The 15,724-nt window shown below is 66.9% G+C and carries 21 protein-coding genes; 12 read left to right on the forward strand and 9 right to left on the reverse strand.

The genetic code is table 11. From position 1 onward, the window contains the following. Positions 1-32: 32 nt before the first annotated feature. The gene (locus tag ACQP06_RS18065; RefSeq protein ID WP_379279274.1) at positions 33-914 is read left to right on the forward strand and encodes a phosphoribulokinase; all 882 of its coding nucleotides are present in this window, start codon (positions 33-35) and stop codon (positions 912-914) included. Positions 915-986: 72 nt separating this feature from the next. Here the strand turns inward: ACQP06_RS18065 and ACQP06_RS18070 are convergent, their stop codons facing one another. Both ACQP06_RS18070 and ACQP06_RS18075 read right to left on the reverse strand, forming a co-directional pair. Continuing rightward, the gene (locus ACQP06_RS18070; protein ID WP_433665719.1) at positions 987-1,574 is read right to left on the reverse strand and encodes an HdeD family acid-resistance protein; all 588 of its coding nucleotides are present in this window, start codon (positions 1,572-1,574) and stop codon (positions 987-989) included. A gap of 84 nt (positions 1,575-1,658) precedes the next feature. Next, positions 1,659-2,330, reverse strand: coding sequence for a YoaK family protein (locus ACQP06_RS18075; RefSeq protein ID WP_433673355.1), 672 nt, complete (start codon positions 2,328-2,330; stop codon positions 1,659-1,661). A 186-nt stretch (positions 2,331-2,516) separates the two neighbouring features. Here ACQP06_RS18075 and ACQP06_RS18080 point away from each other — a divergent pair, with 186 nt between their 5' ends. Next, positions 2,517-3,683 (forward strand): thiolase family protein, encoded by a 1,167-nt coding sequence (locus tag ACQP06_RS18080; protein ID WP_433665720.1) that lies wholly within the window; start codon positions 2,517-2,519, stop codon positions 3,681-3,683. Between the two features lie 185 nt (positions 3,684-3,868). On the opposite strand, the gene ACQP06_RS18085 is transcribed toward ACQP06_RS18080, so the two are convergent. From ACQP06_RS18085 to ACQP06_RS18095, 3 genes are all read right to left on the reverse strand, one after another. Beyond that, the gene (locus ACQP06_RS18085) at positions 3,869-4,288 is read right to left on the reverse strand and encodes a hypothetical protein (protein ID WP_433665721.1); all 420 of its coding nucleotides are present in this window, start codon (positions 4,286-4,288) and stop codon (positions 3,869-3,871) included. After that, positions 4,275-4,502 (reverse strand): hypothetical protein, encoded by a 228-nt coding sequence (locus ACQP06_RS18090; RefSeq protein ID WP_433665722.1) that lies wholly within the window; start codon positions 4,500-4,502, stop codon positions 4,275-4,277. Before ACQP06_RS18090 ends, ACQP06_RS18085 begins: the two co-directional genes overlap by 14 nt. A 120-nt stretch (positions 4,503-4,622) precedes the next feature. Continuing rightward, positions 4,623-5,096, reverse strand: coding sequence for a winged helix-turn-helix transcriptional regulator (locus tag ACQP06_RS18095; protein WP_433665723.1), 474 nt, complete (start codon positions 5,094-5,096; stop codon positions 4,623-4,625). 100 nt (positions 5,097-5,196) lie between these two features. Between ACQP06_RS18095 and ACQP06_RS18100 the strand changes: the two genes are divergently transcribed. Further along, a complete protein-coding gene (locus ACQP06_RS18100; RefSeq protein ID WP_433665724.1) occupies positions 5,197-6,594 on the forward strand; it encodes an MFS transporter in 1,398 nt (465 codons plus the stop codon). Here ACQP06_RS18100 and ACQP06_RS18105 read toward each other — a convergent pair. After that, a complete protein-coding gene (locus ACQP06_RS18105; protein ID WP_433665725.1) occupies positions 6,591-7,181 on the reverse strand; it encodes an isochorismatase family protein in 591 nt (196 codons plus the stop codon). The genes ACQP06_RS18100 and ACQP06_RS18105 overlap by 4 nt on opposite strands. Then, positions 7,178-8,446: an MFS transporter gene (locus ACQP06_RS18110; RefSeq protein ID WP_433665726.1), complete on the reverse strand. Its 1,269-nt coding sequence runs from the start codon at positions 8,444-8,446 to the stop codon at positions 7,178-7,180. The genes ACQP06_RS18105 and ACQP06_RS18110 overlap by 4 nt, the downstream gene beginning before the upstream one ends. A 143-nt stretch (positions 8,447-8,589) precedes the next feature. On the opposite strand from ACQP06_RS18110, the gene ACQP06_RS18115 reads away from it, so the two are divergent. Continuing rightward, positions 8,590-9,501: a LysR family transcriptional regulator gene (locus ACQP06_RS18115; RefSeq protein WP_433673356.1), complete on the forward strand. Its 912-nt coding sequence runs from the start codon at positions 8,590-8,592 to the stop codon at positions 9,499-9,501. Between the two features lie 9 nt (positions 9,502-9,510). Here the strand turns inward: ACQP06_RS18115 and ACQP06_RS18120 are convergent, their stop codons facing one another. Continuing rightward, a complete protein-coding gene (locus ACQP06_RS18120; RefSeq protein ID WP_433665727.1) occupies positions 9,511-10,092 on the reverse strand; it encodes a Uma2 family endonuclease in 582 nt (193 codons plus the stop codon). A gap of 100 nt (positions 10,093-10,192) precedes the next feature. On the opposite strand from ACQP06_RS18120, the gene ACQP06_RS18125 reads away from it, so the two are divergent. From ACQP06_RS18125 to ACQP06_RS18140, 4 genes are all read left to right on the forward strand, one after another. Then, positions 10,193-10,603, forward strand: coding sequence for an NUDIX hydrolase (locus tag ACQP06_RS18125; protein WP_433665728.1), 411 nt, complete (start codon positions 10,193-10,195; stop codon positions 10,601-10,603). A gap of 138 nt (positions 10,604-10,741) precedes the next feature. Then, positions 10,742-11,863, forward strand: coding sequence for an NAD(P)H-dependent flavin oxidoreductase (locus ACQP06_RS18130; protein WP_357081768.1), 1,122 nt, complete (start codon positions 10,742-10,744; stop codon positions 11,861-11,863). A 218-nt stretch (positions 11,864-12,081) separates the two neighbouring features. Next, positions 12,082-12,903 carry an HNH endonuclease family protein gene (locus ACQP06_RS18135; RefSeq protein WP_433665729.1) on the forward strand — a complete coding sequence of 274 codons (822 nt, stop codon included), beginning with the start codon at positions 12,082-12,084 and terminating at the stop codon, positions 12,901-12,903. Between the two features lie 35 nt (positions 12,904-12,938). Beyond that, entirely contained in the window at positions 12,939-13,163 is a 225-nt protein-coding gene (locus tag ACQP06_RS18140) for a hypothetical protein (protein WP_357081764.1), read from the forward strand. A gap of 3 nt (positions 13,164-13,166) precedes the next feature. Here the strand turns inward: ACQP06_RS18140 and ACQP06_RS18145 are convergent, their stop codons facing one another. Next, positions 13,167-13,616, reverse strand: coding sequence for an SRPBCC family protein (locus ACQP06_RS18145; protein ID WP_433665730.1), 450 nt, complete (start codon positions 13,614-13,616; stop codon positions 13,167-13,169). Between the two features lie 118 nt (positions 13,617-13,734). On the opposite strand from ACQP06_RS18145, the gene ACQP06_RS18150 reads away from it, so the two are divergent. The 4 genes from ACQP06_RS18150 (at position 13,735) to ACQP06_RS18165 (ending at position 15,723) form a co-directional block, all read left to right on the forward strand. Next, positions 13,735-14,091: a hypothetical protein gene (locus ACQP06_RS18150; RefSeq protein WP_433665731.1), complete on the forward strand. Its 357-nt coding sequence runs from the start codon at positions 13,735-13,737 to the stop codon at positions 14,089-14,091. Further along, positions 14,045-14,482: a DUF418 domain-containing protein gene (locus ACQP06_RS18155; RefSeq protein ID WP_433665732.1), complete on the forward strand. Its 438-nt coding sequence runs from the start codon at positions 14,045-14,047 to the stop codon at positions 14,480-14,482. Before ACQP06_RS18150 ends, ACQP06_RS18155 begins: the two co-directional genes overlap by 47 nt. Continuing rightward, positions 14,479-15,012 carry an NUDIX domain-containing protein gene (locus ACQP06_RS18160; RefSeq protein ID WP_433665733.1) on the forward strand — a complete coding sequence of 178 codons (534 nt, stop codon included), beginning with the start codon at positions 14,479-14,481 and terminating at the stop codon, positions 15,010-15,012. The genes ACQP06_RS18155 and ACQP06_RS18160 overlap by 4 nt, the downstream gene beginning before the upstream one ends. A gap of 126 nt (positions 15,013-15,138) precedes the next feature. Further along, entirely contained in the window at positions 15,139-15,723 is a 585-nt protein-coding gene (locus ACQP06_RS18165) for a dihydrofolate reductase family protein (protein WP_433665734.1), read from the forward strand. The last annotated feature ends 1 nt before the right edge of the window (position 15,724 follow it).

A 15,724-nucleotide genomic window follows, 5' to 3' on the forward strand; every position in this document is an offset into this window, starting at 1 on the left:
GAAACCTGCTGTCCGGCAATCGAGGAGGTGCCATGTCGGTCAAACATCCCGTGGTCGCGATCACCGGGTCGTCCGGTGCGGGGACGACCAGCGTCACGCGAACCTTCCAGGAGATATTCCGCCGCGAGGGAATCAACGCGGCCATCGTGGAAGGGGATTCGTTCCATCGCTACGACCGCAACGAGATGAAACTGGCCATGGCCGAAGCCGAACAGCAGCGCAATCTCACGTTCTCGCATTTCGGGCCGGAAGCGAATCTGCTCCCCGAACTCGAGACGCTGTTCCGCGACTACGGGGACACCGGCGTAGGGGCGGTGCGCCGCTACCTGCACGACGACGAGGAGGCCAAACCCTACGGACAGCCCGCGGGCACCTTCACCCCGTGGGTGGAACTGCCGCCGGGCAGCGACCTGCTGTTCTACGAGGGCCTGCACGGGGCCGCGGTCGGCGAGGACGTCGACGTCGGGCAATACACCGACCTGCTGGTGGGCGTGGTGCCGATCATCAATCTGGAGTGGATTCAGAAGGTGCACCGCGACAAGACCGAACGCGGCTACTCCAGCGAGGCCATCATCGACACCATTCTGCGACGCATGCCCGACTACGTGAAACACATCTGCCCGCAGTTCTCGCGAACCTATGTGAACTTCCAGCGGGTGCCGACCGTCGACACCTCGAATCCCTTCACCGCCCGGACCATTCCGACCGCGGACGAGAGTTTCGTGGTGATCCGCTTCGCCGACCCGAAGGTGATCGACTTCCCGTATCTGCTGTCCATGCTGCACGACTCGTTCATGTCGCGGCCCAACAGCATCGTGGTGCCGGGCGGGAAGATGGATCTGGCCATGCAGCTCATCTTCACGCCGCTGATCCTGCGGCTGATGGACAAGCGGCCCAAGCGGCCGCTGCGCTGAAACGGTGTGCCCGGCAACGAGAATGGCGGTCGCCCCGAATCCGGGGCGACCGCCATTCTCACTGTCGAAGGGTTATAGGTTGGCCGCGACGCGCTTGGCCGTGCTCTTGACCTGGAACGCCGAGATCACCTCGAAGATGCCGATCACGATCAGCCAGCAGCCGACCACGACGACCAGGGTGGTGATGGAGCGGAACGGCTCGACGATCAGCAGACCGCCACCGACGATCAGCAGGATGCCGAACAGGATCTGCCAGCCCCGGCCCGGAAGCGCGGAGTCCGATATCGCGGCCACCAGTACCGCGGTGCCACGGAAGATCCAGGTGATGCCGATCCACAACGCGAGCAGGCCGATCGCCTGGAACTCGTTGCGGAAGCAGAAGAAGCCCAGGATGAACGACAGAATGGCGGTGATGAACGACAGCACCCGCATCCAGGCGCTGACATGCAGGCCGAATGCCGCGATCAGCTGGAAGACGCCGGACACGAGCAGATAGATACCGAACAGGACGCCCGCGACCACCAGGGTCGGTCCGGGCCACACCAGGATCAGGATGCCCAGCACCACCGAGAGAATGCCGGTGACCAGGATCGACTGCCACGCGCTGCGGGCCAGTGTTTGAACCGGCCCCTCGAAAACTCCCTCTTTGCTGGTTGTCATGTTTTGCAGAATATGACCAGTTCGCCGCATTTGCGGTCAATTAGCCATGTGTTGTGTTGCTGTGACCTGCCCGTGTCGCGCGGTTCAGCTCTCGTCTACGGCCCGGCGGACCGTGCGGCGCACCCAGCGGACGTCGGCTCGCCAGGTGTAGGAGGCCACCAGCAGTGACCCCACGACGGCGGCGTTGAGCATGTAGGCGCCGTCCACGACCACCGCGACCAGGCCGCCGATGAGCGCGCCCAGACTGAACGAAAAGTATTGCGTCGCATAGCCGAGCCAGTCGCGGACGGTACCGCCGCCGAAGGCGTGCCGCTCGATGCCCTGCGCGAGTTTCACCAGCGTGCCGGTGATGTAGCTGACCGGGATCGACACCTCGCCGTTCTTCACGAACGAGGTGTTCAGCGCGCCCATGCCGAAGGCGACGAAGAGAATGGGGGCCAGGCCGATGCCGCGCTCGTCGAGGATGTTGTCGACGATGGCCGCGCCCGCCAGCGCGACGGTGGTGAGCATGGTCGCGCCGTGCGGATGGTTGGTCCACCAGTAGCGGCGACAGATCGAGGCGATGAAGACGCCGGCCAGGAAGCACGCGATGATCGACGCCGCACCCACGGCCAGGGTGTGATCGCCGGCGAAGTTGCCGAGGATGGCGCGTTCGGTATTGCCGGTCATGAAGGTGACGAAGTAGCCCTCGGAATGGGCGTACGCGGCCGCGCCGATGAATCCGGCCAACACCGACAACACGGCGGACAGCCGCATCTCGAGGTCCCAGAAGGGGGCGGTGGTCGGATTGCTGGTCGTGGTCACAGCAACAGGTTAGCAATCGAAAATACGGCGGCCGGGAGGCCGAAATCCGGCTACTGACGGCGTGGCCAGTCGTGCGGTACAGTGCGTATGTTAACCGGAATTCGCACCCGGATCGTCCATTGGGAACAGGGAGAAGTCATGACTTCCGCCGTCATCGTCGACGCCATTCGCACCCCGTCCGGAAAGGGGAAATCCGGTGGCGGCCTGTCGGAAGTCCATCCGGCCACCCTGCTCGCGGGAGTGCTGGGCAGCCTGATCGAGCGCACCGGAATCGACCCGGCACTCGTCGACGATGTGATCGGCGGTTGCGTCACCCAGAGCGGTGAGCAGGCCTTCAATATCGCCCGCACCGCGGTGCTCGCGGCCGGCTTCCCGGAAGCGGTGCCCGCCACTACGGTGGACCGGCAGTGCGGATCCTCACAACAGGCCGCCCATTTCGCCGCCCAGGGTGTCATCGCCGGGGCGTACGACATCGCCATCGCGTGCGGCGTGGAGTCCATGTCGCGGGTGCCGATGTTCTCCAATGCCCAGGGCCAGGACGCCAACCGCGGCCCGATCGCGCACCGATACCCGAACGGCCTGGTACAGCAGGGCATCTCGGCCGAGGTGCTGGCCGCGCGCTGGAAGCTGGACCGGACCGCCCTCGACGAGTTCGCCGCGCGCTCGCACCGATCGGCCGCCGGCACCGCCGCGGCCGGCGGCTTCGACAACGAACTGGTGCCCGCGGGCACGATCAGCGCCGACGAGACCATTCGCGCCGGCACCACCGTCGAGGGCCTGGCCGGACTGAAGCCCGCCTTCGTGGACGCCGAGTTCAAGGCCCGTTTCCCGGAGATCGAATGGTCGATCACCCCGGGCAACTCCTCGCCACTGACCGACGGCGCGTCCGCCGCGCTCATCATGAGCGAGGAGAAGGCCGCCCAGCTCGGTCTGAAACCGCGCGCCCGCTTCCACTCCTTCGCCGTCACCGGCGACGACCCGCTGCTCATGCTCACCGCCGTCATCCCCGCCACCCGCAAGGTGCTGGCGCGCGCCGGGCTGTCCATCGACGACATCGACGTCTACGAGGTGAACGAGGCCTTCGCGCCGGTGCCGCTGGTGTGGGCGCAGGAGCTCGGCGCCGACCCGGCCAAGCTCAACCCGCGCGGCGGCGCGATCGCCCTGGGCCACCCGCTCGGCGCGTCCGGCGGCCGCATCCTGGCCACCATGCTCAACCACCTCGAGCAGACCGGCGGTCGCTACGGCCTGATGACCATGTGCGAGGCCGGCGGCCTGGCCAACGCCACCATCATCGAACGCCTCTGAAAAGGCGCTCCTGACACGGGAACCCGTGTGGGATGCCCGCACCCGTGAGATCGCGGATCGCGTCGGTCGACGGTCGTATGCCGCCGCCGACCGCCGAGATCACCGCTCAGTTGCCGACGGTCGCCGAGGCGACCGGGCAGCAGATCATGGACGTCCGGGCCGCTGGACTCCGGTGTTGGTGTCGTTCAGTTCGATTCGACGACCGGATCGACCCACACCCACCACCCGGTGTCGGCGATGGTGACGGTGATCGCGCGTCCGTCCACCTCGACCTCGGCGGCGCCGGGGCGGTCGGCGCGGCCGTAGGCCCATCGCACGCCGCTCACGTTCGAGCCGTAGCCGAGCACGTAGACCGAGCCGCGACTGCCCACGGCGATGAATTCGCCCGCGCCGACGCTCATCCCGGCACGCCATTCGCCGTCGTCGAGGATCAGCTCGTCGAGGTCGATCTCGGAACCGTCGCCATTGGTATCGACGAGCGCGAACGCGAACGCGCCATTGCTCGCCAGCGCCAGCACCCGCGAATGTCGCGGATGCCAGCCGCCGACCGACAGGACGGTCTCCGGGCTCGGCCGGGTCGATTCACTCGGTTCAGCGGGACGCACCGCCACCACCTTTCTTCCACTGTCGCGGGAACCAGCTGAGGAACCAGAACACCGCGGTGCAGGCGAGGGCCGCCTGCGCAAGGTACCTGGTCGAATTGTCCGGGTGGCCGATATTCAGGATCAAGCTGACCCCACCGGCGAGCACCAGGCCCGCCGAGAAGGTCAGCGCGACCAGGAACGTCCAGGTCCACCGTGTCCGGCGCAGGTCGGACATGTCGAGATCCCCCCGAATCCGTTGTGCGCGACCCACTTCTATCGCGCCCTCGGAGTCCAGGGCACGCATCGTTCCGCGGCCCGGAGGGTTTTTCCCCGCGCGGCTCCCATCGGGCGACCGTCAGCGGCCCGGGAGCAATGCCGGATCGTGCGCGCCCGGGCCGAGCTGGAGACGCAGGTCCCGGGAAGCGAGGTGCTCGCCGCATTCCGAGCACACCGGCCGCACGGTCGTGACATGCCCGCACTCCGTGTGGACGGCCTCGATGGGCGGGCCGTCGGGGGCGGCCCATTCGTCGCCCCACTGCCGCATGGCAGCCAGGATCGTCCACAACGAGCGCCCCTTATCGGTCAGCACGTAGTCGTAGCGGACCGGATTGTCCTGGTAGGGCGTCTTTTCCAGGACCCCCTGCTCGACCAGGTGTTCCAGACGCTGGGTGAGCACATTGCGGGCGATGCCGAGGCGGGAGCGGAAGTCGTCGAAGCGGGTCACCCCGAACAGGGCGTCCCGCACGATCAGCAGCGTCCACCACTCGCCGACCACCTCCAGGCATTGGGCGATGGAGCAGTTCATGTCCTCGAAGCTGGTTCGCCGCATGGTTCCAGCATAGTCAGTTGCTTCAACGAACTCACTGCCCTATGGTCCGTCTTATGAAGCAACTCACTAGGACCGTCCGCGAGGCACAGGGGGAGACCCGATGAATACGGCTGTTGTGCAGGAGGATCGGCGGGCGACCGATCCACGGATGGTGCTCGGCATCGTCGCGGTGGCGGTGCTGCTCTCGAGCCTGGACCTGTTCATCGTCAATGTGGCGTTGCCACGGATCGCGGAGGACTTCTCCGGCGCGCGGATCTCGGGCCTGTCCTGGGTGCTCAACGCGTACGCCATCGTCTACGCGGCGCTGCTGGTACCGGCCGGGCGGCTCGGCGACCGGAACGGGCACAAGACCGCCTTCCTGACCGGGCTCGGTGTCTTCGTACTCGGATCCGCGCTGTGCGCGGTCGCCCCGAACAGTGCGGCGCTCGTCGCGTTCCGGGTGGTTCAAGCGGCCGGCGCGGCACTGCTCACCCCGTCCTCGCTCGGTCTGCTGCTGGCCGCGACACCGGCGGAGAAGCGGGCGACCGCGGTGCGGCTGTGGGTCGCGTTCGGCGGCCTGGGCGCGGCCCTGGGTCCGGTGGCGGGCGGGCTGCTCGTCGAACTGCACTGGCGCTGGGTGTTTCTGGTGAACGTGCCACTGGGGATCATCGCGGTGATCGTCGGCATCCGGCTGCTGCCGCGGCCCGCGGGCACCGGGGGACCGCTGCCGGACGGGGTGGGCGCGCTGGCGCTGATCGGCTCGGCGGGCTCGCTGATCCTCGCGGTGGTGAAGGGCCAGGACTGGGGCTGGGGTTCGGCGGGCGTGCTCGGCGCGTTCGCGGCGACCATCGCGTTCGCGGCGGTCTTCGTGGTCTCCTCGCGCCGCCACCACAGCCCCGTCGTCGATCCGGGTCTGCTGCGGGTCCCGAATTTCGCTGTCGTACTCGGCAATTCCCTGTTGTTCAACTTCGCGTTCGCGGGCATGCTGCTCTCCGCGGTGCTCTGGATGCAGAACGTCTGGGGCTGGTCCGCGCTGAAGACAGGCCTGGGCATCGCACCCGGCCCCCTGGTGGTGCCGGTGGTGGCCATCGCGGCGGGCCCCTTCATCGCCCGCGTGGGCGTCGGCCGAGTGCTCGCTCTCGGCGGACTGGCCTTCGCGGCCGGGATCGTCTGGTGGGCCCAGGCCGTCGCCCTGCATCCGAACTACGCGACCGGACTGCTCGCCGGCATGCTGCTGACCGGGCTCGGCGTCGGTCTCACCCTCCCGACCGGCACCGCCGCCGGCACCTCGGGCCTCCCACCCCAGCAGTTTGCGACGGGCTCCGCCGTGCTGACTATGGCCCGGCAGATCGGAATGGCCGTGGGCGTAGCGGTTCTGGTGGCAGTGCTGGGTTCCCCGCTCGGGGGACCGGCGACCCTGGACGCCTTCCGACACGGGTGGTACGTGATCGCGGCCGCCTCCTTGGTGGCGGGCGCGCTGGGTCTGGTCGTGCGGATGCCCAAGCCTGCGGCCGGCTAGACCCGAGCCCCGGCATGGTCGAGTAGGGCGAGGATCTCGGCGGTGCGTCCCGTCTCGCCGAGCTTCGGGAAGATCCGTTCGATGCTGTTGCGATGGGCGTCCATGTCCAGATCGGCCATGGCGTCCGTCGCGAGCGTCACGTGGTAGCCGTGCTCGTAGGCGGCTCGGGCGGTCGACTCCACACCGACGCTGGTGGTCAGGCCCGCCAGCACGATCTGGGTGATGTCACGGCGGCGTAGGTGCAGGTCGAGGTCGGTTCCGTGGAATGCGCCCCACGCCCGCTTGGTCACCACGATGTCGTCAGGGTGACCGGTCAACTCGTCGACGATCGCGTCCCAGCCCTCGGGCAGGGCGCTGGGCTGCCGCGGGATCTCGTTGCGCCCCGGCGGCGCATCGGATCCGTCCGCACGTGCCGTGACCCGCACCAGGACGATCGGGGCGTGGTGCTCACGAAAGGCCCGGGCCAATTCGACTGTGCGAGCGACCACCTCGGGGCCGGAGTGCGGGACCACGGGAGCGGCGACGAGGGCCCGCTGCACATCGATGATGACCAGTGCGGTGGAAACATCCAAAGCGGTGACAGTCATGAGGGTGCGCCTTTCTGCGGTACAGCATGGGAAGGAGCCGCGGCCGGGTCGACCGGGGTGATGGGATCGGTTCGGCGGGGGAGTAGGAGCGGGCTGGCCAGGATCAGCAAGCCCGCAGCAGCGATGGCCGTGCGCGGCGTGGTCAGGCTCGCGAGCAATCCGCCCAGGGCGCTGAGCACCGCGATGGCCGCGCCACTGCTGATCGACCACGCCGAAAGAGTTCGGGCGACACGATCTTTCGGCGTGTGTTCCAGCCGGTATGTGGCCAGTACCGGGTTGTACAGGCTCATGCTGATGATGATCGCGAGCTCGACGGCGATCACGGTCATGAGGCCGAGAGCGCCAGGATGGATGAAGACGAGGCCGATCAGCCAGATCGCGCGCAGGGTGCCGACGGTCCGGAGCACCCGGAGTTGGCCGTAGCGGGCCACCACGCGGCCCGCCAGGCGCGAGCCGATCAGGCCGCCGAGGCAGGGGGCGGCGAAGGCGAGACCGTATTGCCAAGGACTGAACCCGAGTTCGCGTAGCAACACGACGGCCAGTAATGGCTCGGTGGCCATGATCAGGCCGCTGACGAGCAACTGGTTGAGGTAGAGGGCCCGCAGTCCGGGGTGATTCAGCAGATGGCGCCAGCCTTCGAGCAGGTCGGCGGTTCGGAGGGGGCTAGCGGTGGTGCGCTGGGGCCGTTGCTCGGCGCCGCGAATCGCCGTGACGCACAGCGCCGAGAACAGGTAGCTCAGAGCGTCGGCGATGACGGTGACGACCGGTCCGAACAGACCGATCGCCGCGCCGCCCAGCGGCGGACCGACCGCGATCGAACTCCAGTTGGTCGACTCGAAGCGCGCATTCGCGACGAGCAGGTCGCCCGGGCGGACGAGGGCCTTCAGATACGCGCCACTCGCCGCGCCGAAAGCGATCTTGGCCGAGGCGACAACCGCCGAGACGATGATCAACTGGATGAAGCCGAGATGGCCCAAGGCGTAGGCGATCGGAATGGTCGCCATGACCGCGAATCGCATCAGGTCCATCGCGATCATCACCGGGCGTTTGGGCTGGAACTCGACCCAGGGGCCGAGCGGCAGGGCGATCAGCGCGCCCACCGCGGGCCCGACCGCCGCGAGCACGGACACCTGAATCGGACTGGCGTGCAACACCGTGACGGCGATCAGTGGAAGTGCGCCGAATCCGAGCCCGGAGCCGTAGGCGCTCACCGCGTAGGACGCCCACAGCCATCCGAACTCGCGGCCCAGTTCTCGTCTGGCCATCACGCTTCCGCACCTCCTGAACAACCTGCTGTTGACACCGGTGATCCAAGCAAGACCGGGAATTCGAGATCAAACAACCGATCAGTCGGCGAGCCACAACCAGGCGTTGTGGGGGGTACGGTGTGCCGGTGGATCTGACGAGTGTGCGAACTTTCGTCGTGGCCGCGGACGCGGGCCAATTCCAGGAAGCCGCCTACGAGTTGTCGATCACCCAGCAGGCGGTCTCCAAACGCATTGCGGCGCTGGAGAAATACCTGGATGTGCGCTTGTTCCACCGGACCGCGCGCGGCGCCGAACTGACCATTGACGGGCGGACTTTCCTGCCGCACGCCCGGGAACTGCTGCGGGTCGCCGACCGCGCCGATGCCTCGGTGCGGCCTGGTCGGCGCGCGCTGCGCGTTGATGTGGTGAATCGACGCGTCGTCATGGCGACACTGTTGCAGGACTTCCACCTCGCACACCCCGATATCGCGCTCGACATCGTTACCCTCGAGGGCGATGCCGAAGCCGCGATCGCGGCAGTCGAAGCGGGCATGATCGACGCCACCTTCCATGCCGTCCCGGCGCGACAGCAGCTGCCCGCGGCGATCAGCAGGGCACGCGTGGTCGACGAGCCGCACGAACTGCTCGTCGGCCCCCGCCATCGGTTCGCCGATGCTCGCGCGGTGACGCCTATGCAACTGGCGGGACATCGCATCTGGATGCCGGGACTGCCCACCCACGGCGAGGTCGCCGACTATTTCGCCGAGCTCACCGAAACGTTCGGGTTCACGATCGACCGGCTCGGCCTCGTCTTCTCGAAAGAGGCCCTACTGGAGGAGATCGCCGACTCGTCGAACCTTGCGACCCTGGTCGGCGAAGGCACCCGGTACCTGTGGCCCGACCGTTTCGACCTCCGACGCATCCCCGTGAGCCGTCCCTCGCTGATCTACCCGCTCTCCATCATCTGGCGTAGTGACAATCCGCATCCCGCCCTCGGCAAACTCCGCGACCATCTCGACTCCCGCCGGACGGTTACGCCCGACCACGAGATCTGGCTCCCGACATGGGCATAACACATCCCGCTACCAGCGGCGCGGAAGTTGGCTCTGCAGGTCCTCGAACATCACGGCGAGCTTGACCGGATCGGTCAGAACCAGCGCCTCGGTGTGCTTGTTCCAGCCAACGTACCGTCGGCCCGACCAGTCCAGTCGCAGCTCCTCGATCACGCTGATCTGCTGCCAGTCCTTGTCGAAATGGACGATCAGGTACACCGGAATACCTGCGCGAGCATACAATTCACGCTTGATGCCGATGTCGTCATCGATAGTGCTGTCGGATGTCACCTCGACGACCAGTAGCGTCTGGTCAGCGACGTGCCCGACATCGTATGGTCCGTCGGAGCAATCCCGCAGGATCAAATCCGGATAGCGTGCCCGCAACCGACGTCGCGGTTCGCCCTGATCGTTGTCGGCCAGTCGCATCGGCGTATCGCTGTGCACCTCCCGACAGGGCCCGTCCGGGTCGATGGCGTACTCGAGTGCGGACCTGAGCCGATGCACGACCCGATCGTGCCCCGGGCTCAGCGCCATGCACTCGAGCAGCACGCCGTCATGGATCTCACCGAAAGCATCGGCGGGGCCGGCGAGAAACTCCTCGACCGTCACGAGTCGAGGCGGCTCCTGGCCCGGCTTTGACATGGCGACAGCCTACCTCCGCTGACGCCGCGCACTCGGGCGTCGGCACCACGCGCGCTATGGTGCGCGAATGCGGACGGAGCGGGAGCAGCGGCTGATCGACACGGTGGCGTGGGTGCGGATCGAGGGCGGGAGGATTCTGTGCGCGCGGCCGAGCGGCAAGGACGTCTTCTATATCCCGGGCGGCAAACGCGAAGGGGACGAGACCGATCTGCAGACGCTCGTGCGCGAGATCCGCGAGGAGCTGACCGTCGAGATCACCGCGGAGACAGTGGCTCACGTGGGCACCTACGAGGCTTTGATTCCCGACGCCGTCGTACGCATGGCCTGCTATACGGCCGAATACTCCGGCGATATCGCGGTCAGCAGCGAGATCGAGGAGATCGCCTGGTTCAGCTACGCGGACCGGCCGCACGTGCCGCCCGTGGACCAGCTCCTTTTCGATGATCTGCATGCCGACGGGCTGCTCGCGCACGGCTGACATTCCCGGCAACTAGAACATGTTGTTGACAGTTGCCTAGGCGTGGGCATCGAGAGACTGGTCCGAATGTAGAACATGTTCTAGTGTGGTGGGCACAACATTTCCAGTGTCGGAAAGTTCAGAGGAGCCCACCACACCATGCGTACCGAGATCTGTGATCGCCTCGGCATCGACGTGCCCATCTTCGCCTTCACCCACTGCCGGGACGTGGCCGCCGCGGTCAGCAACGCGGGCGGTCTCGGTGTGCTCGGCGCGGTCGGGTTCACCGCCGAGCAGCTCGAGGTCGAGCTGCAGTGGCTGGACGAGCACGTGCAGGGCGTCTACGGCGTCGACCTGGTCATCCCGTCCAAGTACGAGGGCAAGGGCGTCGAGGGCCTGAGCCCCGAGGAGCTGGAAGCCCAACTGGCCAAGCTGGTTCCGCAGGGCCACCGCGACTTCGCGGAGAAGATCCTCAACGACCACGGCGTGCCGCACCTGCCGCCGGAGGAGAAGCACAACCAGCTGCTGGGCTGGACCGCCACCACGGTCGCCCCGCAGATCGAGGTCATCCTCAACCACCCCAAGGCCAAGCTGGTCGCCAACGCGCTCGGCACCCCGCCCGACGACGTGATCAAGCAGATCCAGGACTCCGGCCGCCTGATCGGCGCGCTGTGCGGTTCGGTCAAGCACGCCATGAACCACAAGAACGCCGGACTGGACTTCGTGGTCATGCAGGGCACCGAGGGCGGCGGCCACTGCGGCGAGATCTCCTCGGTGGTGCTGTGGCCGCAGGTCATCGACGCGATCGGCGACATGCCGGCGCTCGCGGCCGGCGGCATCGGCGACGGCCGTCAGGTCGCGGCGGCCCTGGCCATGGGCGCCGCGGGCGCGTGGACCGGCTCGCTGTGGCTGACCGTCGAGGAGGCCAATGTGCCGCCCGCGCAGATGCAGACCTACATCGACGCCACCAGCTCCGACACCGTGCGTTCGCGCTCGTGGACCGGCAAGCCGTGCCGCATGCTCAAGAACGACTGGACCGAGGCCTGGGAGGCCGAGGACACCCCGAACCCGCTCGGCATGCCGCTGCAGATGATGGTCGCCCTCGACGGCGTCAAGCGCGGCCACCGCTACCCCGAGCAGGCCAAGGACGTGAACTTCAACCCGGTCGGCCAGGTCGTCGGCATGATGAACAAGATGGAGCGTTCCGCGGACGTGGTGCAGCGCCTCATCAGCGAGTACCTCGAGGCGTGCGAGCGACTGAACAAGCTGAACAACGCCTGATCCACACCGCCTGATTCTCAGGACGATTCGGCGCGCCGGGTAGCCACTACCCGGCGCGCCGTCGTATTTCCGCAGGTGGCGGCACGGGAGAGGCTGCGGCGCCATTGTTTTCGATCTTCGCGGGACCCACCATGGAGTCACGGCGGGTGTGACACAGGTCTCCGAACCTCACGCGCGACTTGCCGTTTCGGGTCGCCGATTGCGAAGGTTTGCGGGATATGTTGCGCACAAATCCATTACGCCTGTCGGATCGCCTGTCCCCGGCCCAGCGCCGCCTGCTGCAAGCGGTCGTATCGCTCTTGATCGTGGTCGCACTGGCCGTCGCGATCACCGTCCTCGAAAAACGCGGCGGCACAGACAAACCAGAATCGAGTGGCCCGCCGATTCCGGATCGCGGCGCACAACCGGCCGGATCGGCCAAGGAGATCAACGCGCTGCTGGGCAAACTCAAGGTGGCCGACGAACTGCCGATGACCGGCTATTCGCGCGATCGGTTCCCGCACTGGGACAGTGAGAAGCCCGAGCACGGATTCGGTGACAGCTTCGCGCAATACAGCCGCTGCACCACCCGTGAGGTGGTGCTACTGCGCGACGGGACCGGACCGGTGAAGCTGGATCCGAGCAGCTGCAAACTGAGTCTCGGCACCGATGCGGGCTGGCGCGATCAGTACGGGGTCATGGACAAGAAGACCAATGCCCTCAAGCCCTACAAGTGGACCACCGATTCGTCGGGCCTGGACATCGACCACATCGTGGCGCTGGCCGAGGCATGGCGGTCGGGCGCGGCGAAACTCGATGACGACACCCGCCGCCATATCGCCAATGACGCGCTGAATCTGGTGATTTCCGATCCCACCGCCAATCGTTCCAAGGGCGATCAGGATCCGTCCAGTTACCTGCCGCCCGGAAACTTCCGGTGCGCCTATATCGGGCACTACATCCAGGTGAAACTAAAGTACGGATTGAACGTCGACACCAAGGAACAGTCCGCATTGCAGACAGCGGTGAAGGACTGCATCAGCAAGGGAGAGTTCACATAGTCGCCATCGTCGAAATCCAGAGCGAGGCAGCCGTCATGACCCGGGAAGAGGGAACGGTCTCCGGGGATCTCGATGTGACGCTGGACTACTCGGGCCACGGGCTCGTCCGCTATCGCGGTACCGCCACCTGGTACACCATCGGAAATCTGGAGGACGAGGAGCCGCGCAGCTGGACCAGCGTGCAGGACCTGGCCACCGCTATCGAGCACGAGAGCGGTGGCCGCGACGCCGCCGGCAATGTGACGCCGTTCGAGGCGTGAATGCTAGTCGCGCACGGCTTTCAGGGCCTCGGCCCGCGTCTTGACCGCATCGGTCATGCCGGTGAAGCCCTTGCGCAGCGCGCCGCCGAGCAGGCCGCCGACCACCACCGACAGTGGGCCGTTGAGCTGGAAGTGCGAGTCGTAGCGGGTGCGGCCGTCACCCAGATCGGTGATCAGGTGCGAGCGTTCGCTGCTGAGCACACCGAGCGGCGCGGGCTTCATGTTGTAGCTGAACTCGCGTCCCGGGGTGCAGGAGCGGATGAACTCGCGCTGCTGCTTGGGCGGGCCGACCAGCTGCACCCGCATGTCGATGGGGGAGCCGGGTTCCAGGGTGGTCTTGCACTCCAGGACGAAGGGATTCCATTCCCCGTACACGTCCACATCGGTGAGCACCTGCCAGACCAGCTCGGCGGGTGCGTCGATCTCCACACTTTTGTCGATGACGAAGGCCATGGGGGAACAATACTGACACCAGTTCTAGACGGTGGGGTGGGTCTCACTCCGCGGAGCCACCCGCATCTCGCTCCGGCGGGGGATCCCGGTGACCGGCAGGTGACCCTACGGTCCGGGCATGACGGTTGAGCAGGCCCCTCTGGCGGTGCCCAGACTGCGGGAACTCGACGCGCTGCGTGGATTCGCCCTCGGCGGAATCCTTCTGGTCAATATCGAGATCATGTCGGACCCGAGCGGATTCGCGCCCGGCGCCGCGCGGACCCTGTCAGAGGCGCTGTTCCACAACAAGTTCTATGTGCTGTTCTCGTTCCTCTTCGGTTACTCGCCGACCATGCAGTTCCGATCCGCCGAACGAGCCGGGGTGAGCGGGCTCGGGGACAGCGCGGCTGCTCGAATCGCCCGAGCGCTATCTGCCGTGGCTGCCTCGCGTGCAGTGGGTAGGTTTCGGTGCCGGACTGCCGATTTCGGCATCTAATGCGCTGACGCAGTGGCCGCCCCTCGCGGGACCCGCCATGATCGCCGGTCCGCTGGTGGCCGCGGCGTACGGGGCCACGCTGCTGCGGATCAGCCACAGCAATCCCCGGGTGGCCGAGGTCTTCGCACCCGCGGGTCGGATCGCCGCCACCATCTATGTCGGCCAATCGTTGATCACGTCACAGATCTTCACCGGCTACGGGCTGGCCCTGGCGGGCCGCATGGCGGACTGGACGGTTCTGGCGATAGCGGTCGTCCTGTACGCGGCGCAGTTGGCCCTCGCATCCTGTTGGACCCGGCAGCACAGGTACGGCCCGATCGAATACCTGCTCCGCGCAATCACATACGGCCCCGGCCACTTACGCCCCAGCCCCCGTACCGTCGACTCATGACCCTCGCCGAGCGCTACCCACTCCTGCACGCCCCCGCTCGCTGGGAGTGGGGCGGGCTCGACGTCCAGTTCTCGACCGAGCTGCCACCCGACGACCTCGTCACCAATATCCACCTCGTCTGTTTCGTCGGCGACCGCATCGTCCTGTGCCGCGACGAGCGCGATGTCTGGATCCTGCCCGGCGGCACCCGCGAGGCCGGAGAATCCATCGAGTCCTGCGTCATCCGGGAACTCGCGGAGGAGGCGGGCGCCGAACTGGACGGGCCCATCCGGCAATTCGGTGCGCACTACGCGACGACGGACCGTCCCGAGCCGTATCGCCCCTGGCAGCCCCATCCGCACAAGGCCTGGCTGTGGTGCATCGCCGAGGTGCGACTGACGGGCGCAACGACCAATCCCGAGGACGCCGAACAGATCCAGGAGGTCGGACTGTTCACTCTCCCGGAAGCCCTGCGCCGAGTCCGCACGGACGGCCACTATCTCCCCGAACTCCTGAAGCTGGCGGTGGAGCTCACGCGTCCGAACGCCTGAACGGAACCGCGGCCGAATACCCTTGCTGGGAAAAAGTTCGGCGCCGGTGTCGATTTCGCCTGTGGCTTTTCGTGTAGGAGGTGAACGGTCGCGGAAGAGCGGTCAACTCGAGCGAAGGAGCATCTCATGCGCAAGGTCAACGCCACGTTGTCCGTCACTCTCGACGGAGTCGTCCAAGGCCTGGGACGTCCGGACGAGGACACCCGCGGCGGCTTCACCCACGGGGGCTGGGGCGGCAAGTACAACGACGAGGTCATGGCCGCGGAGATGGGCAAGGGTATGGCCGAGCCCACGGACATGCTGTTCGGGCACCGGACCTGGACGGACTTCATCACCGCCTGGGCCACCCGCACCGACGACAACCCGTTCACCACGCACATGAACGCGGCCACCAAGTACGTCTGTTCCAGGACTCTGGTGAACGCGGACGCCTGGCAGAACTCGATCCTGTTGTCGGGCGATGCCGCCGAGACGGTGGCCAAGCTCGTGACCGAGGACGGCAGGGACCTGACGATCATCGGCAGCGCCTCGCTGGTTCGCGACCTGCACGCCGCCGGCCTGGTCGACAGCTACACGCTGCTGATCCATCCGCTCACCCTCGGCACCGGCACGCGACTGTTCGAGGGCAACGCCCCGCTGACCGAATTCGAGCTCACCAGCAGCGTCACCACCACCAAGGGCGTGATCATCGCCCACTACACCCGTCTGTGAG

The sequence above is a fragment of the Nocardia sp. CA-136227 genome (genome assembly GCF_050955695.1).
Taxonomy (GTDB): Bacteria; Actinomycetota; Actinomycetes; order Mycobacteriales; family Mycobacteriaceae; genus Nocardia.